The organism is Pontibacillus chungwhensis BH030062, from assembly GCF_000770675.1.
GTDB classification, from domain to species: domain Bacteria; phylum Bacillota; class Bacilli; order Bacillales; family BH030062; genus Pontibacillus; species Pontibacillus chungwhensis.
Window position 1 is genome coordinate 163284 of record NZ_AVBG01000007.1, and the last position, 20609, is coordinate 183892.

The 20609-nt window shown below is 38.2% G+C and carries 33 protein-coding genes; 6 read left to right on the top strand and 27 right to left on the bottom strand.

Features of this window, described 5'->3' with window-relative positions:
* Positions 1–114: 114 nt before the first annotated feature.
* The 8 genes from N780_RS10870 to N780_RS20275 all read right to left on the bottom strand — a co-directional run bounded on the left by N780_RS10870 (position 115) and on the right by N780_RS20275 (position 5822).
* On the bottom strand, positions 115–315 hold the full coding sequence (locus N780_RS10870; RefSeq protein ID WP_036783687.1) for a hypothetical protein: 201 nt from the start codon (positions 313–315) through the stop codon (positions 115–117).
* Between the two features lie 117 nt (positions 316–432).
* Positions 433–594 (bottom strand): hypothetical protein, encoded by a 162-nt coding sequence (locus tag N780_RS19850; protein WP_156969149.1) that lies wholly within the window; start codon positions 592–594, stop codon positions 433–435.
* A gap of 37 nt (positions 595–631) precedes the next feature.
* The gene (locus N780_RS10875; RefSeq protein WP_036783689.1) at positions 632–1288 is read right to left on the bottom strand and encodes a Type 1 glutamine amidotransferase-like domain-containing protein; all 657 of its coding nucleotides are present in this window, start codon (positions 1286–1288) and stop codon (positions 632–634) included.
* A gap of 549 nt (positions 1289–1837) precedes the next feature.
* Positions 1838–2107 (bottom strand): hypothetical protein, encoded by a 270-nt coding sequence (locus tag N780_RS10880; RefSeq protein ID WP_036783691.1) that lies wholly within the window; start codon positions 2105–2107, stop codon positions 1838–1840.
* Between the two features lie 405 nt (positions 2108–2512).
* Entirely contained in the window at positions 2513–2944 is a 432-nt protein-coding gene (locus tag N780_RS10885; protein ID WP_036783693.1) for a PH domain-containing protein, read from the bottom strand.
* A gap of 478 nt (positions 2945–3422) precedes the next feature.
* Entirely contained in the window at positions 3423–3920 is a 498-nt protein-coding gene (locus N780_RS10890; RefSeq protein ID WP_036783695.1) for a GNAT family N-acetyltransferase, read from the bottom strand.
* A gap of 929 nt (positions 3921–4849) precedes the next feature.
* Positions 4850–5344: a hypothetical protein gene (locus tag N780_RS10900; protein ID WP_198135853.1), complete on the bottom strand. Its 495-nt coding sequence runs from the start codon at positions 5342–5344 to the stop codon at positions 4850–4852.
* A 346-nt stretch (positions 5345–5690) separates the two neighbouring features.
* Positions 5691–5822 (bottom strand): hypothetical protein, encoded by a 132-nt coding sequence (locus tag N780_RS20275; RefSeq protein ID WP_269746707.1) that lies wholly within the window; start codon positions 5820–5822, stop codon positions 5691–5693.
* 619 nt (positions 5823–6441) lie between these two features.
* Between N780_RS20275 and N780_RS10915 the strand changes: the two genes are divergently transcribed.
* Positions 6442–6936: a hypothetical protein gene (locus tag N780_RS10915; RefSeq protein WP_036783703.1), complete on the top strand. Its 495-nt coding sequence runs from the start codon at positions 6442–6444 to the stop codon at positions 6934–6936.
* Between the two features lie 241 nt (positions 6937–7177).
* Here the strand turns inward: N780_RS10915 and N780_RS10920 are convergent, their stop codons facing one another.
* From N780_RS10920 to N780_RS10970, 11 genes are all read right to left on the bottom strand, one after another.
* Positions 7178–7570, bottom strand: coding sequence for a hypothetical protein (locus tag N780_RS10920; protein ID WP_036783705.1), 393 nt, complete (start codon positions 7568–7570; stop codon positions 7178–7180).
* A gap of 85 nt (positions 7571–7655) precedes the next feature.
* Positions 7656–8222 carry a DUF2812 domain-containing protein gene (locus N780_RS10925; RefSeq protein ID WP_036783707.1) on the bottom strand — a complete coding sequence of 189 codons (567 nt, stop codon included), beginning with the start codon at positions 8220–8222 and terminating at the stop codon, positions 7656–7658.
* Positions 8209–8526, bottom strand: coding sequence for a PadR family transcriptional regulator (locus N780_RS10930; protein WP_036783709.1), 318 nt, complete (start codon positions 8524–8526; stop codon positions 8209–8211). The genes N780_RS10925 and N780_RS10930 overlap by 14 nt, the downstream gene beginning before the upstream one ends.
* A 200-nt stretch (positions 8527–8726) precedes the next feature.
* Positions 8727–9053: a hypothetical protein gene (locus N780_RS10935; protein WP_036783711.1), complete on the bottom strand. Its 327-nt coding sequence runs from the start codon at positions 9051–9053 to the stop codon at positions 8727–8729.
* Between the two features lie 30 nt (positions 9054–9083).
* Entirely contained in the window at positions 9084–9665 is a 582-nt protein-coding gene (locus tag N780_RS10940; RefSeq protein ID WP_036783713.1) for a hypothetical protein, read from the bottom strand.
* A gap of 104 nt (positions 9666–9769) precedes the next feature.
* Positions 9770–9964: a hypothetical protein gene (locus N780_RS10945; RefSeq protein WP_036783714.1), complete on the bottom strand. Its 195-nt coding sequence runs from the start codon at positions 9962–9964 to the stop codon at positions 9770–9772.
* Positions 9965–10064: 100 nt separating this feature from the next.
* Complete coding sequence (locus N780_RS10950) at positions 10065–10310, bottom strand: hypothetical protein (protein ID WP_156969153.1); 246 nt, start codon at positions 10308–10310, stop codon at positions 10065–10067.
* Positions 10311–10453: 143 nt separating this feature from the next.
* Positions 10454–10954 carry a hypothetical protein gene (locus tag N780_RS10955; protein ID WP_036783718.1) on the bottom strand — a complete coding sequence of 167 codons (501 nt, stop codon included), beginning with the start codon at positions 10952–10954 and terminating at the stop codon, positions 10454–10456.
* Positions 10955–11032: 78 nt separating this feature from the next.
* Positions 11033–11218, bottom strand: coding sequence for a hypothetical protein (locus N780_RS10960; protein ID WP_036783720.1), 186 nt, complete (start codon positions 11216–11218; stop codon positions 11033–11035).
* Between the two features lie 131 nt (positions 11219–11349).
* Positions 11350–11547, bottom strand: coding sequence for a hypothetical protein (locus N780_RS10965; protein ID WP_036783722.1), 198 nt, complete (start codon positions 11545–11547; stop codon positions 11350–11352).
* Positions 11548–11704: 157 nt separating this feature from the next.
* Positions 11705–12154, bottom strand: coding sequence for an OsmC family protein (locus tag N780_RS10970; RefSeq protein WP_036783724.1), 450 nt, complete (start codon positions 12152–12154; stop codon positions 11705–11707).
* 247 nt (positions 12155–12401) lie between these two features.
* Here N780_RS10970 and N780_RS20055 point away from each other — a divergent pair, with 247 nt between their 5' ends.
* A complete protein-coding gene (locus N780_RS20055) occupies positions 12402–12833 on the top strand; it encodes a hypothetical protein (RefSeq protein WP_036783726.1) in 432 nt (143 codons plus the stop codon).
* 50 nt (positions 12834–12883) lie between these two features.
* Here the strand turns inward: N780_RS20055 and N780_RS10980 are convergent, their stop codons facing one another.
* Both N780_RS10980 and N780_RS10985 read right to left on the bottom strand, forming a co-directional pair.
* Entirely contained in the window at positions 12884–13498 is a 615-nt protein-coding gene (locus tag N780_RS10980; protein WP_036783728.1) for a DUF3267 domain-containing protein, read from the bottom strand.
* Complete coding sequence (locus N780_RS10985; RefSeq protein WP_052115019.1) at positions 13495–13794, bottom strand: hypothetical protein; 300 nt, start codon at positions 13792–13794, stop codon at positions 13495–13497. The genes N780_RS10980 and N780_RS10985 overlap by 4 nt, the downstream gene beginning before the upstream one ends.
* 128 nt (positions 13795–13922) lie before the next feature.
* Between N780_RS10985 and N780_RS10990 the strand changes: the two genes are divergently transcribed.
* Together N780_RS10990 and N780_RS10995 are read left to right on the top strand one after the other, a co-directional pair.
* Entirely contained in the window at positions 13923–14834 is a 912-nt protein-coding gene (locus N780_RS10990) for a DMT family transporter (protein ID WP_036783730.1), read from the top strand.
* A 362-nt stretch (positions 14835–15196) separates the two neighbouring features.
* Entirely contained in the window at positions 15197–15403 is a 207-nt protein-coding gene (locus tag N780_RS10995) for a hypothetical protein (RefSeq protein WP_036783732.1), read from the top strand.
* Positions 15404–15655: 252 nt separating this feature from the next.
* On the opposite strand, the gene nadD is transcribed toward N780_RS10995, so the two are convergent.
* A complete protein-coding gene (nadD, locus tag N780_RS11000) occupies positions 15656–16267 on the bottom strand; it encodes a nicotinate-nucleotide adenylyltransferase (protein ID WP_036783734.1) in 612 nt (203 codons plus the stop codon).
* A 232-nt stretch (positions 16268–16499) separates the two neighbouring features.
* A complete protein-coding gene (locus N780_RS19860) occupies positions 16500–16670 on the bottom strand; it encodes a hypothetical protein (protein ID WP_156969155.1) in 171 nt (56 codons plus the stop codon).
* Positions 16671–16926: 256 nt separating this feature from the next.
* On the opposite strand from N780_RS19860, the gene N780_RS11005 reads away from it, so the two are divergent.
* Entirely contained in the window at positions 16927–17487 is a 561-nt protein-coding gene (locus N780_RS11005; RefSeq protein WP_036783736.1) for a hypothetical protein, read from the top strand.
* A 74-nt stretch (positions 17488–17561) separates the two neighbouring features.
* On the opposite strand, the gene N780_RS11010 is transcribed toward N780_RS11005, so the two are convergent.
* The 3 genes from N780_RS11010 to N780_RS11020 are packed head-to-tail and all read right to left on the bottom strand — an operon-like array spanning position 17562 to position 18985.
* A complete protein-coding gene (locus tag N780_RS11010) occupies positions 17562–17858 on the bottom strand; it encodes a putative quinol monooxygenase (protein ID WP_036783738.1) in 297 nt (98 codons plus the stop codon).
* Between the two features lie 28 nt (positions 17859–17886).
* Positions 17887–18522, bottom strand: coding sequence for a nitroreductase family protein (locus tag N780_RS11015; protein ID WP_036783740.1), 636 nt, complete (start codon positions 18520–18522; stop codon positions 17887–17889).
* Positions 18523–18535: 13 nt separating this feature from the next.
* Positions 18536–18985, bottom strand: coding sequence for a MarR family winged helix-turn-helix transcriptional regulator (locus tag N780_RS11020; protein WP_036783742.1), 450 nt, complete (start codon positions 18983–18985; stop codon positions 18536–18538).
* Positions 18986–19207: 222 nt separating this feature from the next.
* Here N780_RS11020 and N780_RS11025 point away from each other — a divergent pair, with 222 nt between their 5' ends.
* Positions 19208–19759 (top strand): hypothetical protein, encoded by a 552-nt coding sequence (locus N780_RS11025; RefSeq protein ID WP_036783743.1) that lies wholly within the window; start codon positions 19208–19210, stop codon positions 19757–19759.
* Positions 19760–19870: 111 nt separating this feature from the next.
* Here the strand turns inward: N780_RS11025 and N780_RS11030 are convergent, their stop codons facing one another.
* The gene (locus tag N780_RS11030; RefSeq protein WP_156969156.1) at positions 19871–20152 is read right to left on the bottom strand and encodes a hypothetical protein; all 282 of its coding nucleotides are present in this window, start codon (positions 20150–20152) and stop codon (positions 19871–19873) included.
* Positions 20153–20609: the final 457 nt, after the last annotated feature.

Genomic DNA, 20609 nt, shown 5'->3' on the forward strand with positions numbered 1-20609 from the left:
TAGTGAATAAGTTATTTGGTTCTAATTATGTAAATGCCTAATAAACTGTAACTATTATCCAGCGAAATGCTAGGAAAGAGTATGCCCTAGCTTTAACAACCATCGCACTCTTTTTCAGTTTTCGTTTAAAATCTCTTTTAAACGACGAACAATATCCACTTCGTGTGAGTCATCTAAATCTTCCATATTCACTTCAAGATTGGAAAGGATCTGTTCAAATTCAGTCAGTTTGGCACTTTGTTGAATCAACACAATTCCCATAATTACATTTGAAAGTAAAATTAGAATTAATATAATATTATACGGCTTTTTCATAATTGCTTAACTCCTTCGAAACTTGCCCCTCACTTAATAAGATAAGGCTAACATCCTTATTGAATGAAAGAAGCGATTGTTCTTGTCCACAATCGCACCCATTGAAGAAAGGTAGCTTTATTTAGATACAATGAGAGATTGTATTTCTTCGTCCTCAATTACTTTTCCGTCGACCGAATACGCCTTTACTTTATAAGTAATTGAGCTTGTAGGTTCTGGTACTGATAAAAAGTAAAAATGTTTACCATCGCTCTCGACTGTTTTAGCTTGGTTTACCATTCTGCACACCTATGTTTTTCGGAGACATTTACTACAATTAAAGCGTCTCATCCAATTTTTGAATCTTTGAGTTAGAAATTAAAAATACATTGCCAAAAATATCAATCTTGTCTCCCTTTACACGGATCGCACAATCTTTGTTCGAGGCATAAATATCTATTTCTTCCGATAGGGGAGAAAGTTCGCGTTGGACCAGTGAAAAATTATTTTCAAGATCAAAATGAGACAAGACGGAAAAATGATCGAGACCGATTCCGGTATAAACAGAGTTCTCTTCCACTTCATCTCCAAAGTTACTTGAGCTTAACCATTTAGCGGACATATTGATAGCACCTGCGCTTGCTCCCATCACAACCGCGCTGCTTTCTTTTATAGATTCGGATAATTCATATTCCAACAAAAAACCGTTTTGTTCCAGGATGTTTCCACCCAACAAAAAAATGACTGAAGCATTTCTGATTTTCGCTTGGGCTTCTTCCTTATGTACGCGATAATTAATTAAATGGTATTCATCAAACCTAATGCCAGCTTGGTCAAGCCAGGAACGTTCAGTAGCGCCATCATCTTCATAAACGGATGGATTCGAGCTAATCATAGCAATCGATTTTCTATCAGTTATATCATCCCGTAACAGCCTGCTCAAAGTCTCTGGAAAGAAATTGTTAAACCAACCTAAATAATAGTGAGTTTTCATAAGTACCTCCGTAGAAAAGTGTCAAAGCATTTAGTCCTTGCGTCACTTATTCTGTTTACTTGTTACGAACAAAATAGTATCAATATGGACTCGTTGTTTCACACAAGTTAAACAACGTTCTTCGATTTATTCGCTCCATATATGTAATACCAATTATTTCAAAACGCCTCAAAGCTTACAATAATTTTTTCATAAAAAAACGCGATATCTGGTCACCGCGTTCATTAGTTAGGAACTTAAAATATTATCTTCAACAAACCCACCCTTTAGGAGAAGAACTTACTTTTGGTTTGAAATTAACTCTCTCAATTCATCAATCTTTTTATCCATTTCATCGAGCTTTGTCTTTGTATTGTTGAAAAAATGAGCAACTCTTGAAATTAAGAAAATAATTATTAATAAAACCATAATATTTAAAATACTACCAACTATACCCACTATACCCCGCCTTGAAAAATTTTTCTTACTCCATAATCCTGCCGCCTTAACGAAAGAAGCGACTGCTCTTATTCAACAAACACACAGGCTTGTTCAATAGTTATTACTAAATTATTCTGACGTCATAACTGGTGACTCTTGCTTTTCCCATTCCGTTGGTCCTTCGTTTGGCTCGACAAATTTCCGCCAATAATTACCTGTTTTCTTATCAAATATGATTATATTTTGTTCATTTGCTGAGATAAATTCATATCTATATTGCTCTTCCGATACTGGGCTTACCTTATTATCGCTTTCAAATGATTGAGAAATAAACCAAGAACCTAAAAGAATACATACACCTAAAAAGATGACAGATATAGATTGTATATTTTTGCTCATACTTCCCCTCCAACATTTTCATTACTTGCTTGTTCCACTAACCTACTTATTAGTGAAAAAGCCATTGTTCTTATTGAACAATCGCACCCTTTAGTTGCATTAAAACTACTTACATTACCCTTAAAAGAACGTCCCTAATGCCGAAAAAAGCATAACAAATGCACCAAAAATATACTTATAGCCACGCTTATCTTGGCGACCTTTGATGATTTCCACTGCCGTTAGTGTATGTGTAACAGATGCAAGGGCGAGAACAATATAGATAGGTATATTGAAGTCCAAAAATAAGTAAGATACAGCAAGTCCAATTACTACGACTAAAAGGATACTATTTACTCTTTTTAATATATTTATTTTTTCTCCCTCCTTAAAAGCCTCTTAAACTATCCTGCCTCGTTAGTCTAGCTAATTCTCAACCTTTATATCTGGATTTTCAGATGTCAATAACTGTATAAACTCTTCTTTATTCTCAGGTGAAATGCCAATGACCTTATAATCACCATAGAGTATAGAGAGTCTATCAATTGAAAGAGCAGGTGCAGTAATAGGACTTCTTTCATTACTTACTTTGATTATATCTCTACTTTCAATATTCCTCTTAATAGGGCCAAATCTAATTGTTAATTTTCCATTTTCGATACTGTATCCTGTCCTAAACCAAATCCATGTAATGCCCCCTAATAACACCCCTGTTAGAATATAGCCGAATATGCTGTTATAAGTAATAAGCTGGAATCCAAAAGGTTCTGAACCAAATCTGTAAATAAGTACAATAAACACTAAAAAACCATAGTACAATAATCTTGACCAAATATCCTTTTTAGAAGAAAAATACATCCACCCATCTCCTTATTAAAATAAAGAATTAAAAGTCTCTCCCGTATTAGAATAACTCCAAGAAACATATTTATTTTTTTCTCCTTCATATACATAGAAGAAGTAAATTTACAACTTAATAAAATCTACGATTAATGACAAGAAAAGTTTCAAAATTATACCAATATCTCGAAACTGAATCTTCTTCAATCCTATCCGTTAGTAAGAAGTGATCGTTCATTAACGAACAATGGCAACCCTTTAGTTGAACAAGTGAAAAGATCTCTAGCCTAAATAGGCTAGAGATCTTCTTTTTTCTTTTATCAACTTTCCTTTTTGCAAATCTTTCAGCATTCCATGTTCTAATCGTCTCTCTTACCTTTTGGCCATTATATGATGGGAAAACTTCTCAAATAGCCTGTCCCCATATCCCTTGTTAATCTGCTCCTAATGGAATAAGAGTTCTAAAACTATTGTACCGTTTACGCAATAAGGTTTATTATAGAATCTTTGACATATAGTATTCATCTACATATTCACCATCAATAAACAAGGAATCTCTTTTTGTTCCTTCTATTTCGAACCCTTGCTTTTTATACAAAGATAGTCCTGCTTTATTTTCAGTAACAACTGTTAATTCTAAGCGATGGATATTATGGTCCTTCGCCCATACTTCTAATTCTTTAAATAATTTTGTTCCTATTCCATGCCCTCTATAATCTCTTAATATCCCTATAATAATATATACAGAATGCTTGTTTCGTGTTGCGTTGCCGCCAATAGCAAACAAGAATCCAACAAGTTCATTCGCTTGTTCTCCAACGAATATAGTTGAATTCTCACTTTCTTTAATAGCCTCTATTTTTTTAGATTGTTGTTCAAAATCAACTTTTCTTTCCCCAGCTTCCCAAAGCATATATTGTGAGCTTGCTTCGATTTCCTCTGTTAAAAGGGCAAATTTTTCAGCATCACTACCTTTTATTTCTCTTATTTCCATATAGCTATTCTCCTTGTTAACTACGTTTATTTTTTGTTAAAGCACCCGTTAGCTTAATAAGCCGCCCCCCACCTTACTGTTATCCTGAGTTTAATTTAATCAATGATTTCTCCACTTAAAAACTTTGTATCACAATAAGGGCAACGATATATATCATTTAAATCAGTGTCCACATCAAATCGTAATGGTAGTCTCCTTTTGCATACTGGACATCTCCATAAAGTAAAAGCCATTATAAAAAAGATTGCTAATAATGATATACCAAGGATAGTTAGCCATCTAAAACCTAAAAATATATTTATTACATTAAGAGGTATGGCGATGAATAAACATATTAACGAAATTTCTCTATATTTCATTATGTCTTTTACCTTTCGTGACATAGTTATCCCCCTTTTACAAACACTTACGTATAATATTGGTAATGGTTCCTTATAGTCATAACTTTAATATAAATTGCAATGAGCGATTGATTTCCTTCTTAAAAATTACTGCACCGTTAGTTTAAGTGCTTCCTTTCTCAAACTCCACCTATGTACTTTAACATTATTCATTTCAAAAATATTACATTTAACTATACGAAATAACATCAGTTTTGACTATGGTTTTAACTTGCTTTCCATGGAAGCGCCGGGATAGTTCGCACACTTCCTGATTGTAATATATGAAGGAACTGTTACTTTTTCAAAACTGTATCGTGCAAAAACATCAGAGAAAATTTGTTTCTCTGATGTTTTTTGTGTTTGTTCTCTATAAAAGGGCACAGATAGAGGCGGCCGGACAAGGGACCCGTCCCCTATCCCACTACTCTGTCACTTAATCAAATGAAGCATTCAAGGATGTCGCTTTCCCTAAAGCGGCGAGACAAGAAACTACTCCCCATACCATTGAAAAAACAGCTTTCATCATTCAATCGTTCCTTCATGATATTACGCATTATGTAACTGTTCACTAATAACTATTGTCATCACAATTATAATTAATTGCTGCATTTCTGTTATCTGTTTATTACTAGTAATGGAATATTGATCTCCTAGCACTAAAGATTCTTTTAAAGTTGGATTAGGAACTGAGCGCTTCTTAATGCTTGAAAGCACTAATTCACTTGCTTCCTTCTCTTTTACAAAAAAGTCCAATGAACCATTTCTACCTCTTGCAATAAGAAAGTCATCTCCATCAGGGGAGACAGCAAGTATTTTTTGAGACGTCATTTTTAATTCTTGTTGTAGTATAGAGAGTTTATTCCATTCTGCATCAAAGATATCTATTTTCTTATTGAAACCTCTCTTTTTACTTATATAGGCCATGACCTTTGCTTTGGGATTCGTTATGCACAGGAGCTTACTCCCTACGGAATGTAAATGAATTAAATTCAGCAATTGATTTTTCCAATCTCCCGAAGTATCTATGGTTTCCTCAATCATTCCTATTAATTTCCCATCAGAACGTATGGAGTACTGATGACTCTGACTTTTCATTATGGACTCTTGTTTTATCTGCAAGTTGGAATATGTTGAAAACAATGGATGAATCACTTCCTACATTAGATGCTTATTTACCTTAATCTGTTTTAGTTGATTAATTTTACTTTAATCAAAAAAGCAGAGATACTATTCATAGATCTGCCCAGGTTACCAACAAAACGCTTGCTCACAATGAACAATCGCGTCCGTTATTGGAACAGTATTAGTAAGCAGATTTATTTTTCTTTAGATTTTGATATTAAATAATTTAATGGTCCAACAAAAATGAATCCCCCAGCAGCTATACCTAAAAAACCGCAGAGTATGATAGCAGTTCAACATCCTTGCCTACACTATATTCTATAATCATAAGAAGGATAGTCATAATGGTTGGAGCTACGAGCGTCCAAAATAACATTACTTTGATAATCTTTGGCATCTTTCTCCTCCCATAAACAATAGCCACTATACAGCTATCGCCACCAATAGTAAAAACCCTTTAAAATCTTCTATTTAACTTTACTGTCTTTCTTTCTATTTGATAATGTCAACCAGTTATATAATAGTAAGATTAAGAACATTAAAATAAATATCCCTATATTATCAACCCACTTAATCTCTTTATCAAAAACTAACTGCCAAATAATTGATACTACAAAAAATATAAAGGGAAAACTAATGCTATTCCTCAACATATTACTACCCCCTGCACTTATAAAGATTCCAATATACACCCTGTTAAGATAATACCTCCTTCGGTTTTATTGCATTCTTTTCACAAATTCCACCTATGTACTTCATTCCAGTTTTCAAAAATATTACATTTAACTATACTAAATAACACAGGTTTTGACCATGGTTTTAACTATCTTCCCACGGAAGCGCCGGGACAGTTCTCACGCTTCTTGATTGCAATATATGAAGGAGCTTTTACCTTTTAAGTACTGTTTTTTGTGTTTGTTCTCTATAAAAGGGCACAGATAGCGGCGGCCGGACAAGGGACCTGTCCCCCTATCCCATACGGTGATCAAAACCAAATCACAAGAGGGGTATTTCAGTTGTTCAAGGCCCAAAGCAAAGTCATCAAAAATCTATTCCGAATGTCTGGCATTGCGCTTGCCTTAGGTTTAGTGCTTTTGGTTAGTATACTTTGGAAGGAATATGAAGTGAAGACCGTTGACCAAACCGTCAGTAGTGTGATCATGACGATTGAAGACAGTAGCTTGTCTGAGCAGAAGACTAAACAGATTACTTCCCTTGTTGAAGGAAAAGATGCCATCGAGTATTTTGTAGTATATAAAAATCCAAACGCTTCCGCATTGCAAGAAGAGGGAGGTCGAGAGATTGCCATAGAATATGGAGATACTTCAGTTAAACACTCCGAAGGCTACGGTGCTGTGGTCAAAGGAGTTCATCAAGATAAATACCGTACGGTTGCAGTCTATGAAAGCAGTGATAAGACAGGTCTTTATTCTATTTCAATTGGATCATTTATAGTGTTTGTCGTACTTAGTCTATTCGCATTAATCTTAAGAGCAAAGCCAAGTCGTTAACATAAAGAGGAACTGTTACCTTTTCCATACTGTTTCATGCAAAAACGTCAGAGAACATGCGTGTCTCTGACGTTTTTTGTATTTTGTTCTCTATAAAAGGGCACAGATAAGTGCTATCTCTTACATTTTGCCCATGTGGCCCAGTAAAAGTGTCATAGATTGGTCGCCTTTGTTACTTTTTAGTCATTAGGTAATGAGTAAACGTCACAGATAGAGGCGGCGGGACAAGGGACCTGTCCCCCTATCCCACAATGACAACTTCCTCAGCAAAGCATATTACTGGTAGCTGCTCTAAACAGCTGTCCTTAATGTTAGCTTTTAATTCAATGTTTGGCTGTAAATCTTCAAAGCTCAAAGGTTCTTTATTTTCATTCATCACCTTTGTTCCTTCTTCAATTGTCACCCACATTTGTTCATCATCTTCTTCTGTTTCTTGTTTTAAATCTAGTAACACTCTTTTCGTTTTGATATCTACTTCGGTTATAACCCCTGCAATGTGGTAATCTTCTTCGGTTGTTTCCTCATCATGTGTTGAACCACTCGTGTTTTGACTTTCATCATTACTAGTTTGTTGACAGCCAAACAGCCCGATTAATAAGATCAAGAAAGACAAACTTACCATTCTCTTTTTCAAGACCGTCCCTCCTTTATATAGTTAGACGACCTATCAAAATAAAAGTTACATGCCACAAGCAATGAATGGATTCACTAAACTACCGTTATGATTTTTCTCTCAACATGGAATACTTCACATAAGCTTTATAGTAACTTCCAGCAAAGATGCCAGCCATAAGTATAGGAAGCAGCTTCAAGAGAACAAATGGAGTTTCAAAAATAAGTGCTTTCCAAAATAGTGCACCGTTCATATCCCAAAGGCCTTCATGGTATAATCTCGTGTCCTTGTAAATCATAAAAGAAAACACTAAACAGAGCATCCCGAACCACAGTGAATAATTCATTAATCGTTTATAATAATTGCCTTGTGATTGGCGATCGGAGAAGATTTCATTTTGGCCATTATCTTCTTTTTGCCAATATCGGATCCCAAGCCCGGCGCCCTTAATATAGTTCCAGCCGAAATCCTCGTAGATTCCAATGTATTCTTCAAGCTTTTCCTTGGGTAAATATTCTTGATAATCAAGTCGCATCACATATTTCTGATCCGTTTTTTCGAAGGTGTACAATCCTAAACTATTAATATGTGTGCAGCGATATCCTTTTTGTAACTGTTCGTTCAGCCATTCCTCTTCTTTCTCAATATTAATAAACACCTTAAACCTCTTCATTCACTTCACCTTCTTCATATAAAGATAAAATATGCGAGAGCCTCTCTTGTTCCATCTTCAGAATCGTGCTTCCTTCTTCGGTAATCTTATAGATCTTTCTCCGACCTGAATGTCCAACCGGTTCAATCCAACCATGTTTACTCAAGTTTTCAATCGCCCCGTATAATGTACCAGCTGCTAAGCTAACGGAACCCTTACTCATATGTTCGATCTTCTGCATGACCGCGTAGCCGTGGAGAGGCTCGCGTAGTGCTAATAAAATGTAATGCATGGTTTCAGACAACGGCAATAATTTGTGTTTCATTTCCTCATCCTTTATTCAGTTCAACTATATAGTGTAACTTAGTAATAACATAATACAGTTGAACTGAATAATCAATACTATTTTATATTTTTTTCCAAAGGACTTGCAGTACCCTTTCGAATTAGACCAATACATAAAAAGAGTCGATTTCCTTTACGTTCGGAAATCGACTCTTTCCACCTATCTTGTGAGGTGAACTTTTAAGTAGCGCTATGGGTTCTTTTTCTCGAAAAGCTAACTAATGCAAGGGATAAACAAAGCATGCTCAACGCCCACACAACGCCAGAGATCCCGATCTGGAGCGAGATTTCTTCTGAAGCCATTGGATGAGTGTAGTCAAAAGCGATTCCCTTTAATGCGAAATAGACAGCAATCGAAACGAATAGCAGATGCAATAACGTCCATATGTAACCTGATTGATTTTGTTTATTTCTTATCCATAGAAAGATTGTGACCAAAATAGCGATCCCCATAACAATCGAAAAACCACCAATTAACAGACTCATAACTTCTTGTTCTAATGGCATAAGATACCACCTCCAAAATAATTTGTTTGTTTAAAAAGTAAGGACTGCGGTTGAATTGTAATAGGATCCAAAATGTTCTTGAACTTCCTCGTTCTCATCTAAAGCTTTTATTGGCCCCCAAGCGTTACGTTTATAAAAGTAACGGCCTGAGTTGGTAGAGATAATTTCTATTGTTTCAACTTCGTTATTTACTTCTGCTGTAATAGAAGATATACGTTTGTCCTTCACCTTTCCAAATACGACCGGTATTTCTTTTGCTTTTCCGCTCTCATCTTCAGTGTGCAAAATTTTGTGATGTGCAGCGAATGAATTGTTTCTTACTGAGTCTACTGACGTATCAATTACTTCCCAGTTAGAATCACTATGTTTAGTCAATATAGCAATCCCTACTCTTTCATATGGATCCTTTTCATCTGCATTGTAGGCAGAGAAGAGGACTAGTGTTCCATAGGTTGTTTCCTGTTTGGATATAGTCTTTTGTACTTCTACTGCGTCTGCCCAGTGATTGTTTATTGCCTCTTTGGGTGATTCGTTGCTACACCCTAGAAGTATAAAAACGAAAGATAGTATGATTATGTGCTTCATAAATTGGTAGTGTATTTTTCTGAACAAGGGAAGAATCCTCCTCAATGGTGATACACAGTTGTTATAAAAAGGGAATTTCCCTTTAAGTGAAACTAAGAATCAGCGCCCTATAAACCTCTTCACTCCAAAGCTTACGACTTTTGATGCTTGATCCTTTTCTTTTCATTAACCTTTTGTTTCACCCCAAGCAAATACAGAACCAGTTCAAATATAACGTAAATGACAATTACTGTTACGAACAGTAAAACGCTTCGTTCAATGATTAAACAATATAATGAAATAAAGGAAAGGGTGGATACGATTAATTGATACAGTTTAGGGTTCATAGTTCCATCACTCCTACTATTTAAATTCACACGGAATTTATAGTTGTTATATATCTTTTTTATCGGTTTCCTTCTTTCACTCAAAATACCTTTCCTAAATTTATTTGTTATCTCTTCCCTGTCTACGAGCAGAAATCCTGTCCGCGATGTAATAAAAACCGGTACCAATTAAAACGGAAATGACTAAACCTAACATGGTAGCCTTTGAGTGATATTCATTTCCGGTTACTTGTATGGAATATAATTTGGCATTCATCCATTCGGGCTGTGAAGAAAAGGTAGTATTTCCAGTAAAACGAATAATGAAAGGTGTAATAAAAATAATGGCGATATACAGCAGTGCCACGCTAAAGCCCCTCAAGAGTGCTTTACTCAATTTAATCAATCCTATTCCCCATTTCTTTCATAGATTGAATCAAGTTCCTACACCCCGACAAGTTTGAAAGCCTAAGAAATCGTAAAATGAGAAAGTAAGGAGACATTTTATTTTTAGTTATTTTCAATGGTTCTCGTGAAGTTATGAATCAACTCTCCATCCTGCCAGTCATACCAACCCCAATACTCTGTGTTCTCTCCCCCAATGGTATAATGAACCAGATAGGCATTTTCATTCTTCTCTATTCTTTCAAAATAATCTATTGTAAAATCCTCATCCCCTACTTTGTCTTCTATTGCTTCATACACAGCATTTTCGATTTTGTTTTCTTGCAAATACAGAAATACCGATGCGGCCAAAACAATTAAAGCGAGCAAGGTGCCGATCCAGTCAATCACACTAGTATTCTTTTTCTCTTTCTTGTTGTACCACATGATCTTGATTAGGGACATAATCAGCACCAGCATAAATACAAGGACAAATAGAACGAACAGAGAAACTTGGAAGACGGTCGTTATATATAAGGTTGCAAAATAAAGGAGCAACAGGAGAAGAAATTTCTCTAATCTATACTTTTTCTCATTAAACAAGAACTCAACAACGCCTTTACGCAAAATTCCACTCCTTCATTTACTTAACTAACATTCGTACAACAGCAAAGGAGCTGCCGCTACGACAACTCCTTAACCCATTTAATTGATAAGAAAATTACCGATTAACCCAAATAGAAACATTAAAATAACGCCTCCGACCAGAAAATACCCTATTAGCTTAATAGGTAAGGGCAACTTGCCTCCCCTGGTTTTAGGGAAACCTTCGATATCTTGCTTATGAGCAATGGCATCGTTAAACGGTTTGTTATGGTTTTCATGGTTCATAAACGATTTAACACCTCCGTTGTAGAAGCTTTTTCGTTCACTATTCTGAGAATCCTTATAGTATACATACGGTTTAAACCACAGTTAGTTTCAAATTCTAGTAGCCTCGAATAGGAGTGTGCCACAATGTTCTAGTGTTTTATTCTAAAGAAATTTGACGATACCAACATAAGTACCCCTACAACCATTAGGGGTATCGATAACGTCTCTAATAATTCTGGCGTACCTTCGATCCCCAATAAATCACTAAAGGCAAAACCAGCGGCAAAAACCCATAACCCTACATAAGCAAGCACTTTCCCTGCGGTGCTCTTCCCTCTTCCTAACATCTACATCATCCTCCTCAGTTGTTTTTATGTATAACGTGTTCTTTTTATCCATTAACAAATAAAGGAAACCAACTAAAGCATACCAAATCCACACTTGCATGGGAACCATAAAAAAAGAAGCCAGGATCCGCTAATCCTGGCTTCTCTCTCTATTCTACTATGCCGGCTGTGCTACGTTCCACGTATCAACCATGTTCACGCCAGCTGCTTTCATCATTGTATAAATCGGGCAACGAGCTTCTACTTTTTCCTGTAGTTCTTTCAGACGCTCATCTGATTCACTTGTTGTAATGTCAGCCTCGATCGTTACCGTTTCGAAGTATGGCTGAACATCCGCTTTGCCCATGAAACCGCTAGGATCGAACTCTCCTGAGATGTTGAAGGAAATGTCCTGCAGATCAAATCCGATCTCTCTTGCAACCATGCGTGCTGTCACGTTTTCACAAGCGGCCAGGGAACCAAGTACACTTTGAAGAGGGTTCGGCCCAGAATCTTGACCGCCCATGTGTTTGCCCTCATCTATCATAAATTCGTGCTTTCCTGCATTAGCTTTTACAGTAATGCCTTCTGTTTGTGCTGTTACGTTCATTGTCATTTTATTTGCCATGGTAATCTCTCCTCTATATTATAAATCGATTTTAGTTGTGAATGTGTTTCTTTTTATTTATTGGAATTACATTTATATTTGCGTTTCTAATTACACCCCAAATACCCTAAGGGGTACAAAACATACTATACTAGGTATCTTTGACATTGTCAATGGTTTGGGTTTTTCCCTTGATTAAGAAGGAGTTTCAGGCTGTACAAACGAACTTTATTAAGTACTATAAATGTTATTGGAAGGAGTAACGTTCATGCCTTATAGAGCAAAGACGCAAAAATTTCCATTGCTTTTACTCTTATTGTTAATAGTGAGTTCCTTATTAAGTCGGAATAGCCTTTCTATTGAATATACCGTGTTCGGCATTCTATTATGCATTTGTATTGCCTTGGCACTTTTTATCCGCTACGAATGCAAAGTTAACCATGATCATGTAACTTATAGAGTGTTGTTCTTTTCCTGGCCTATTTATAAAAGAACCTTAACCCCAAATGAAATGAAGCAGATCAAGTTCAAACGTGTCGGCTGGAATACCAAAGGGGCTATAATCAAAACGAAAAAAGGGATCCCTGTCCGAATCACCCATTTTACTCCTGATGACGTCTATACGGATTTAGCAGACTTTGCAAGCAAACATAATCTTTCCATCTACAAGTCCAAGGATTACCTAATTCTAGAGGGATAACTCATATAAAAAAGGAGAAGAACCGCCAACTTGCGTTTCTCCCCCCTGACTTATGTATGGGTTCTGATTGACTTTTCTGTAACGACTTCCTCTTGATGTTTCCAATACGTCTTATACCCCTTGTTGCGCACAACCGCTTCTTTTGGTACTTGAGTATAAATCATGATCATCGCAAGAAGATCAACACAGGCACATATGGCATTTAGAAAAGCGATATCAAACAGAAATAAGGAAGAAATCCCTGTCACTGCCATGAACACGATCGGCAGGAAAGATAGCACCAGAAAAGGTGTCATGTAAACAGCCAGAGCCCTGTTCCGACTCATCTTTTTCGTATAAAAAGCAAAAAACACCAAGTACTTCATCAGCACTCCAACATAGATATCATCTGACTTTAATTTATCGGGAAACACCATCGCATGTAGCCATTCATGAATGGGCACGAGAACTATATAAGCCAAAAGAAGATTCCAGCCAAACCGGAATTGATACAACTCTTCAATTCCTACTACAACAGCTAACGCATATACCAGGAAGATCGCAAACAGCCCAATCGGTAAAGCGAGCCATTGAGCAAGGGCTGCCTTTGGTTCCTTGAGCATTGTCCACCCTTGCTCTTCCGGACGGAACTGCTCTAACACAGGAAGCTTTGTAGAAACCTTCACTCTCTCACCTCATCATCACTTGTATAATTCCCTTCATTGAACCCCCACATGGTATAACCGAATAGCAGACCACCTAACAGAAATGATCCAATCGCAATGGCAAGCTCAAGTACCCAGCCCCCAGTGAAGTAACCCCTAAACGCCAGCTTATGATCCATCACTTCACCAACCAAGAAGAAGAGTACCCCTGTGGATAATCCCCAGCCAAGCACACCGTAATATAAAATGTAATGCTTTTTCCCTTTCTCACGAATCTTGCTCCATTTTTGGTTCTCATTCTTGTGACGTTCGTTCATCAAATCCTCTCCTTTTGAACCACCACACATTTTATCATATTTCTTCCAGTATTCTTGTAAAAAATTAATATGGTTCACTTGTTGAATATGGTAGTCTTGTACCAAATGTATCGATTGGCGGGATTAGAATGAAACACCGTTCAGCTTTGGTGTCTATTGGTGTAGGGGCTGCTTTGTGGGGGATCATCGGGGTATTTGTTACATACTTATACGACTTGGGCTTCAGTCCTGTTCAGGTCGTGGCTTTACGTGTGTTTATGGCTACGGTGTTCATGAGTGTGTATGTCGCTTGGAAAGATCGCCGTCTATTCCGGATCAAGCCTTCAGATAGCCGTTATTTTGTTGGAACGGGCATTATCAGCATCGTGTTCTTCAACTGGTGCCTCTTTAGCGCCATGGAAGAAACGTCTATATCAATCGCTTTTGTTCTATTGTACACGGCTCCTGCTTTCGTCACTATCTTATCGAAGTTCTTATTCCAGGAACCTCTCACGACGCGTAAGATCAGTGCCTTATTCACAACCCTTATAGGTTGTACGTTAGTAATTGGGTTGTTACCAAATATGAGCGGAACGATTTCCTTGTATGGACTCTTGCTCGGTCTTGGTTCAGGCTTATTCTATGCCCTTTATAGCATCTTTGGAAAATACGCCCTTCAGAAACACAACTCACTGACCGTTACCGTGTATACATTTCTATTCGCAGCACTTGCTGTGGTCCCGTTTAGCGGTTTAGTGGAAATGCTACCGGTTCTCCTCGATTGGAAAGTATGGGGATTCATCGCAGGCCTCGGCTTCTTATGTACGATGCTTCCGTTTATCTTGTACACCAAAGGTCTAGAACGCGTAGAATCAAGTCGCGCTTCCATCATTGCCACGATCGAGCCAGTGGTGGCTTCTCTTACAGGATTCCTGTTGTTTAATGAGACGTTAACGCTGTGGCAGTATATAGGGATTGCCTTTGTTATTGGTTCGGTTATTATGGTTCAGGAAACGAGAAAGGAAACTAGTGTTCAAGGTTTAGAGGAAGCGAAGGTTTAAGTGAGGCAGGAAGCTGAGATCACAACGCAGTATGTTTCCAGTTTGTGAAAAGGTGTACTTAAACTAAAGGGGCAGGTTTGTTAAATACCATTTAGAGGTGAAGAAAATGAATGAATTGCTTATAGTCTCGATTTTTGTGTTTATTTTGTTGACTATTAAACAACTGAGAGTTCTAAAAAACAAAGAAGTTCCACGAAGCAACCGAAGAATTGCTTCGTCATTGTATATCTTTTCGATAATAGCCCTAGTAGGTGTAAACATTTATTTTTCATGAATCTCTTATTAAAGTAAAGGGTGCGATAGTTGCACAAGAACAGTCGGTTCTTTCGTTAACGAGGGATGTATCGAGAAGGTGGTAATAAATGAGTAAAAATAAAAAGATCGAAAATAATCTTACTGCCCTTATATTTTTGAGTATTGCATTCACGATGCTAGGAATAGGTGGGGTTATTAGCTTAATAAATCTCGAAAGCACGTTTGATATAATAATAGGAATAGCACAGACTTTCGGATTAGTTGTAGGGGGTATAGGTTTTTACAATATTTCACTTGCGAAAAGTAGAAAGTGATAAATAGTTAAATTAAACCAAGGGTGCAATAGTGGAACAAGTAATTGTCGATACAACAGCTACTATTGCATTAATGAAGCAGGTTTAATAAATAACACAAAGTCAAAAGGAGGTTTAAGAATGGGAGCTATAATCGCAATATTGTCTACATTAGCAACCGCAGGGGTTTTGTATTATATGGGTAAGTCAGGTTTTAAATGGGGCGAACAAAAGGATGAAAATGCAGACAAGTAATTGATGGCTTGGCAAAAATTACTTATACAATTCCTTCTCCAATGCATATTGTAATGCCAGTTCAGGAACTAAGTATTTCACACTCAACCCATCTTCAATGCGAGATCGAATTAACGTAGAACTTGTTTCTACATTCACACCTTTACTCAGACAATCGAATCGGTGTTCATGCTTCGTCAAAAATGAATTCCTCGCTATAATTTGAGGCATATCATACCCTTCTCGTCCCATGACGATGAATTTATTGTTCTCGATTAGTTCATGCCCCTTATGCCATTTTGTAACGTTGGCTAGATTATCAGCGCCCATCACAAAGAACAACTCATCGTTAGCGTATTCTTTTTTTAACTTTTCCATCGTGTTATACGTATACGTCTCCCAGCCATGGGCCCTAAGCTCAATGTCGTTGACATGAAAATGAGGATTGTCTTCAATCGCTAATTGAATCATGCTCAATCGATCCTCATTCGGCGATAGGTCCCGCTCCTTATCAGCCCTTATATCCGAAGACGGGATGAGAATAATTCCATCTAACCCTCTCCTGTCTCTTACCATTTCCATTGTTACAAGATGACCGATTGTAATGGGGTCAAATGCCGAACCAAACACTCCATAACGTTTTCTCTCCATGTTGATCTTCCTCCCTTATTTATAAACTTCTCAACTTTCCGAGGTCTTTTCCTTCTATAATTATGTAATCACCTTCCGAGCCATTATTCATGATCTTTACAATACGGTGAACTTTCTTCAGACTCAAAGAAGGCTTGATCCCCATCCCTATATACGATGAGTATTCCGGAATCCATTTATCCCTATAAATAGTCTCTCACAAAACTGTATTCCTTGCCTCCCTCAGAGCTTTTTATTTCTCTTCAAACTCCACCGCACACACCTGCATCGGGTTAATGATGATATCCTCCTCAATTTCAACAAGTCCGCTATCCTCCAACAAGTCTAGAAACTCATCCCTGTCCTGGCACTCGATTACATACGCCTTACCGTTTGTTAAGAAAACCTTCGCATACGTCGTCATCTTAGACCCCACTCCTTTATTGGAACCTATGTAGCGAGACAATGGATTATGTACAAGCCCTTGATTGGAATCTCCTCTATTCGCTTCTTTTCTTTTTTCGTTTCAAAGGCAATACTTACTTTTCAAAAGTTTGTTTATAAAACAATCATTTTGATGTCTATTTCCCCCTTCAAATCCAAATTTTAACCCCCTTTAGGAAGGTTGAACACTCTTAAAGAATGGTATATTATCAATAAAAAAGAGGAGGTGAACAAAAATGGATCAAGAAACATTGCTTCTGAAATTATCCGAACAAATCGAATCCCTTTCAGACCAAATGGATAGTGGCTTCAAACGTGTAGATGAGCGGTTTGAAAGTATAGATAGACGCTTTGAAAGTATAGATAGTCGCTTTGAAAATGTAGATAATCAGTTCGTGAGTATAGACAACCGTTTTGAACGCATGGATCAACGTTTTGATCATATGGATAGCCGCTTGGATGGTATGGATCAACGCTTTGATGATATGGACAGACAATTTGGAGATATGGAGCAGCGCTTTGATGATATGGACAGACAATTTGGAGATATGGAGCAGCGTTTTAGGGATGTGGATCAGCGTTTCGGCGAAATGGACACTCGTTTTGATAACCTAATCTCCTATATGGACAAACGATTTGACCGTATTGAATATGCTCAGCAGCATGATATTAAAGCTATGTTGGACATTATTGATCAAAAAGTAAGCCGCACCCTAGTGGATATTGATTTTTTAAGTGAAAAGACAGGCGTGCATGATGTAAAGTTAAATAATTTGGCCAAGCGTCTTGATGAATAAGAACACCCTCTCCTATTATCCCACCTCCAATAAAAAAGCACCTGGCCCAAGACCAGATGCTTCCTTCATCTATATTAACGTTCAATTTTTTCCCCTGCATACGACTCAATCGCAAGTGGAGCTGTTAAGAACTGTGGCGCTTTCTCAACGAAAGCTGTGAAGTGGCTGCTCTTACCGTGCGCTTCTACAGATTCTTGATCCTGCCATACTTCTACCATTGTATACGCGTTCTCCTCTTCGGTGCTTTTCATTAAGTCATACGAAATGTTGCCCTCTTCTTTTCTTGAATCCGCAATAAGTGAACGGATTTCTTCTAAGAAAGCTTGTTCTTTCTCAGGGTTTACTTGAAAATGTGCGTGAGTAATGATCATGAATAAGTCCCTCTTTCTAAAGTTTAGTTTATTTCCAGTCTGCGATTGTATCAATCGGAAGACGTACAGACTCGTACCCATCTTCTGCTGCTTTACCGATAGAGATCAGCATCACTGGGTAGTAACGGTCTTTATCTAATCCGTAAGCTTCCGCGATTTGGTCTTTCTCATAGCCACCAATTGGGTTCGTGTCATAGCCATGAGCACGAGCTGCTAGCATAAACTGCATCGATACAAGACCACCGTCGATTAGGTTCATCTCTCGGTACGCATCTTCTGAAAGTTGTTCAACTAGCCCTTGAATGGCAGGAACTTGACGATCGCGTACTTCTTGTGGCATTTTCCCTTGTTCTACGGCACTATCGAATATTGTCTCAAGGTATTCTGTGCTGTTCATATCTACAAACACAGCGACTACGGCTGCAGATGTTTCGACTTGATTTTGATTGAACATGGCTAGAGGCTTAAGGGTTTCTTTCCCTTCTTCGCTGTCGATCACAACAAAGCGCCAAGGCTGTAAGTTAACAGAAGAAGGAGCCATTGTTGCTTCTCTTAGAATTTCAGTCATCTCTTCTTTACTGATTTTCACGGATGGGTCGTAGTTCCGAATAGAACGGCGACCTGAGATAATTTGGTTGAAATCGTTGATGGTTGCTTTCGTCATGGTGTATTCTCCTCTACTCTATAGGTTGTTCGTCTTCAATATCCTTCACGTTGCTCTCCACTCTTGATAATAAATCTGATAAGACAGCACGCTCTTGGTCTGTAATTCCTTTGAAGACTTGTGTTATAAAGTTTTCTTTTTCTTTGCAATAACGCTCGATCTTACTTCGCCCAGCTTCTGTGAGCTTGACGAATGTGACCCGGTTATCTTCAGGGTTTTTGCGACGAGAGACGACCCCTTTCTCATCCAACTGCTTTAGGTGTCTCGTCACGGCAGCACTGTCAATGTTTACCTGACGACGAAGCTCAGTCTGATTAATTTCATCCACTTCCATTAATTTATGAAGCAACTCTAGTCGTGACTGGCTTATTCCTGTGCAGCGTTCAAATTTCGGGCTCATCTGTCTATAGATCTCATTTAATTGAAGAATGAGCTTCTCTTGTTCCTGATATGAATTCGTCAACAAATCCCCCTCCTCACCTAATTAATTGATGCATCAATAATTGACCCGTCAACTAATTTAGTATAGATCTTTATATTTTGTCAACTAGAGCGCATCTATTCATTGACCCATCAATCATTGAGGCATCAATTACTATAAAACACATGATAGTTAACAGTCAACAAAAGTACATTTTCCTTATTCCCTCTCAGCCATCTCTACATTCACGCGGGATTCAAATGTATGCTACAATTGTTGAATCAGATAGGTTACAGAAAGGATTTTTTGATGTGGTATGATGAGGATTTCACTTATTACCATGAAGGATTTGAGATCGACAAAGCTGGATTTAGTGTGGTAGCGAAAATTCAAGAAGGCATCATTCATATGGTTGACTTTGGATTTAACGATGTCGCTCCTTTATATCCAAAAATGAGTCGTGGATTTATTGATACGCTAATGTCTTTTGTACCTAAAGAAGTGGCGAACGCCCTGCCCCGATACAGAGGAAAAAATGCAGATTTGGTCTACTACTTTATGAACCGTGAAGGAAAATGGTTCGAGTTCAATTATCATGCGGATCGAATTGACCCGGTTAAAGGGTTAGACAAATACAATATGAACGATACCGAAATGATCCCATGGGTCGGCGAAACCCTAAAGCGCCAAAAAGCAGACCATTGCCCAAGCTGCCGCGCCCTTTATTTAGAAAAAGGCAAAGTCGAATGCTTGCCGTGTAAAACCATCGGCCCCAACCACCCGCACAGAATGGCTGAGGCTGACAAGGTAGAATAGAAATGCTTGAGGACGGGCTGAACCGTCCTTTTTTAATGTCTTATATTCCAGTTAGCGCTGCCTGGCTTGAGCCAGTTCGTCCAAGACTTGAGCCAACTTGTGCCTGCATCGTCAGCTCACCCTTCTTACTTGAGTCAGTTTTCTTAAAACTTGAGCCGCTTCACTCTTTCTTGAGCCAGACTGCTCTGGCTTGAGTCGGTGGCCGCTAGCTTGAGTCGGTTTTTTGACTACTTGAGTCAATTTTCTTCTAACTTGAGCCGCTTCACTCTTTCTTGAGCCAGACTGCTCTGACTTGAGTCGTCGGCCGCTGGCTTGAGTCGGTTTTTTGATTACTTGAGTCAGTTTTCTTCTAACTTGAGCCGCTAGAGCCACAGCTTGAGCCTCTACTCCCAAACTTGAGCCTCTCGCCAGGGGCATGCGCCTGCACCGTCAGCTCCCCCTTCTTACTTGAGTCAATTTTTTTAAAACTTGAGCCGCTTCACTCTTTCTTGAGCCAGACTGCTCTGACTTGAGTCGTCGGCCGCTGGCTTGAGTCGGTTTTTTGAATACTTGAGTCAGTTTTCTTCTAACTTGAGCCGCTAGAGCCACAGCTTGAGCCTCTACTCCCAAACTTGAGCCTCTCGCCAGGGGCATGCGCCTGCACCGTCAGCTCCCCCTTCTTACTTGAGTCAATTTTTTTAAAACTTGAGCCGCTTCACTCTTTCTTGAGCCAGACTGCTCTGACTTGAGTCGTCGGCCGCTGGCTTGAGTCGGTTTTTTGAATACTTGAGTCAATTTCCTTCTAACTTGAGCCGCTCTCGCCACAGCTTGAGCCTCTACTCCCAAACTTGAGCCACTCGCCAGGGGCATG

Excerpts from the sequence above, each read along its gene's own strand:
- N780_RS10870 (WP_036783687.1), bottom strand. The coding sequence starts at position 315 with ATGAAAAAGCCGTATAATATTATATTAATTCTAATTTTACTTTCAAAT.
- N780_RS19850 (WP_156969149.1), bottom strand. The coding sequence starts at position 594 with ATGGTAAACCAAGCTAAAACAGTCGAGAGCGATGGTAAACATTTTTAC.
- N780_RS10875 (WP_036783689.1), bottom strand. The coding sequence starts at position 1,288 with ATGAAAACTCACTATTATTTAGGTTGGTTTAACAATTTCTTTCCAGAG.
- N780_RS10880 (WP_036783691.1), bottom strand. The coding sequence starts at position 2,107 with ATGAGCAAAAATATACAATCTATATCTGTCATCTTTTTAGGTGTATGT.
- N780_RS10885 (WP_036783693.1), bottom strand. The coding sequence starts at position 2,944 with ATGTATTTTTCTTCTAAAAAGGATATTTGGTCAAGATTATTGTACTAT.
- N780_RS10890 (WP_036783695.1), bottom strand. The coding sequence starts at position 3,920 with ATGGAAATAAGAGAAATAAAAGGTAGTGATGCTGAAAAATTTGCCCTT.
- N780_RS10900 (WP_198135853.1), bottom strand. The coding sequence starts at position 5,344 with ATGATTGAGGAAACCATAGATACTTCGGGAGATTGGAAAAATCAATTG.
- N780_RS20275 (WP_269746707.1), bottom strand. The coding sequence starts at position 5,822 with ATGCCAAAGATTATCAAAGTAATGTTATTTTGGACGCTCGTAGCTCCA.
- N780_RS10925 (WP_036783707.1), bottom strand. The coding sequence starts at position 8,222 with ATGAAGAGGTTTAAGGTGTTTATTAATATTGAGAAAGAAGAGGAATGG.
- N780_RS10930 (WP_036783709.1), bottom strand. The coding sequence starts at position 8,526 with ATGAAACACAAATTATTGCCGTTGTCTGAAACCATGCATTACATTTTA.
- N780_RS10935 (WP_036783711.1), bottom strand. The coding sequence starts at position 9,053 with ATGCCATTAGAACAAGAAGTTATGAGTCTGTTAATTGGTGGTTTTTCG.
- N780_RS10945 (WP_036783714.1), bottom strand. The coding sequence starts at position 9,964 with ATGAACCCTAAACTGTATCAATTAATCGTATCCACCCTTTCCTTTATT.
- N780_RS10960 (WP_036783720.1), bottom strand. The coding sequence starts at position 11,218 with ATGAACCATGAAAACCATAACAAACCGTTTAACGATGCCATTGCTCAT.
- N780_RS10965 (WP_036783722.1), bottom strand. The coding sequence starts at position 11,547 with ATGTTAGGAAGAGGGAAGAGCACCGCAGGGAAAGTGCTTGCTTATGTA.
- N780_RS10970 (WP_036783724.1), bottom strand. The coding sequence starts at position 12,154 with ATGGCAAATAAAATGACAATGAACGTAACAGCACAAACAGAAGGCATT.
- N780_RS20055 (WP_036783726.1), top strand. The coding sequence starts at position 12,402 with ATGCCTTATAGAGCAAAGACGCAAAAATTTCCATTGCTTTTACTCTTA.
- N780_RS10985 (WP_052115019.1), bottom strand. The coding sequence starts at position 13,794 with ATGAACGAACGTCACAAGAATGAGAACCAAAAATGGAGCAAGATTCGT.
- N780_RS10990 (WP_036783730.1), top strand. The coding sequence starts at position 13,923 with ATGAAACACCGTTCAGCTTTGGTGTCTATTGGTGTAGGGGCTGCTTTG.
- N780_RS10995 (WP_036783732.1), top strand. The coding sequence starts at position 15,197 with ATGAGTAAAAATAAAAAGATCGAAAATAATCTTACTGCCCTTATATTT.
- nadD (WP_036783734.1), bottom strand. The coding sequence starts at position 16,267 with ATGGAGAGAAAACGTTATGGAGTGTTTGGTTCGGCATTTGACCCCATT.
- N780_RS19860 (WP_156969155.1), bottom strand. The coding sequence starts at position 16,670 with ATGACGACGTATGCGAAGGTTTTCTTAACAAACGGTAAGGCGTATGTA.
- N780_RS11005 (WP_036783736.1), top strand. The coding sequence starts at position 16,927 with ATGGATCAAGAAACATTGCTTCTGAAATTATCCGAACAAATCGAATCC.
- N780_RS11010 (WP_036783738.1), bottom strand. The coding sequence starts at position 17,858 with ATGATCATTACTCACGCACATTTTCAAGTAAACCCTGAGAAAGAACAA.
- N780_RS11015 (WP_036783740.1), bottom strand. The coding sequence starts at position 18,522 with ATGACGAAAGCAACCATCAACGATTTCAACCAAATTATCTCAGGTCGC.
- N780_RS11025 (WP_036783743.1), top strand. The coding sequence starts at position 19,208 with ATGCTACAATTGTTGAATCAGATAGGTTACAGAAAGGATTTTTTGATG.